The following is a 1,009-nucleotide window of genomic DNA, read 5'->3' as shown; positions in this document are numbered from 1 at the left end:
GCCGATTACGGCGTCGACGTCGCCGCGCGTCTCGAGGTTCTCAAGACGACGGAGCCGGCGGGCCGCAAGGCAGGCGTCAAGGTCAAGGACGTCGCCGAGCTGGTGTCGAAACTCAAGAACGAAGCCGGGGTGCTCTGATGACGACGCTTCTGATTGCCGAACACGACAATGCGTCGCTCAAGGATGCGACCAACAAGGCCCTGACCGCAGCTAGCGCGCTCGGCGCGGATGTCGAGGTGCTGGTCGCCGGCCAGAACGCCAAGGCCGCGGCGGATGCCGCCGCCAAGCTCGCCGGCGTCAAGAAGGTGCTGCTCGCCGATGGCGACCTCTACGCGCACGATCTCGCCGAGCCGCTGGCTGCGCTGATCGTCTCGCTGGCTTCCGGCTATGACGCGATCGTCGCGCCGGCGACCTCGCGCTTCAAGAACGTGATGCCCCGCGTCGCCGCTCTGCTCGACGTGATGCAGGTCTCCGAGATCATCAAGGTGGTCGCGCCCGATACCTTCGAGCGCCCGATCTATGCCGGTAACGCCATCCAGACGGTGAAGTCGAAGGATGCCAAGAAGGTCATCACGGTGCGGACCTCGACCTTCGCCGCGGCAGGCGAGGGCGGCAGCGCTGCGGTCGAGAACGTGGCGGCGGCCGCCGATCCGGGCTTGTCGTCGTTCATCGGCGAGGAGGTTGCCAAGAGCGATCGTCCCGAGCTGACCTCGGCCAAGATCATCGTCTCCGGTGGCCGGGCCATGCAGAGCCGCGAGAACTTCGCGAAATACATCGAGCCGCTCGCCGACAAGCTGGGCGCTGGTGTCGGTGCCTCGCGCGCGGCGGTCGATGCGGGCTATGCGCCGAACGACTGGCAGGTCGGGCAGACCGGCAAGGTCGTGGCGCCCGAGCTCTATGTCGCGGTCGGCATTTCCGGCGCCATCCAGCATCTGGCCGGCATGAAGGACTCCAAGGTGATCGTTGCGATCAACAAGGACGAGGACGCGCCGATCTTCCAGGTTGCCGA

The 1,009-nt window shown here is 66.5% G+C and carries 1 protein-coding gene and 1 pseudogene; both read left to right on the top strand.

Features of this window, described 5'->3' with window-relative positions; all coding sequences use genetic code 11:
- Nucleotides 1-138, top strand: a pseudogene (locus tag AC1RQP_RS40165) (electron transfer flavoprotein subunit beta/FixA family protein); the annotation flags it as partial.
- On the top strand, nt 138-1,009 hold an 872-nt coding region (locus tag AC1RQP_RS40160), incomplete at its 3' end, for an electron transfer flavoprotein subunit alpha/FixB family protein (protein ID WP_492943308.1). The pseudogene AC1RQP_RS40165 and the gene AC1RQP_RS40160, both read left to right, overlap by 1 nt.

It is taken from the genome of Bradyrhizobium sp. GW821-FHT13H06, from assembly GCF_058803975.1.
This window is presented reverse-complemented; position numbering and strand designations above follow the sequence as displayed.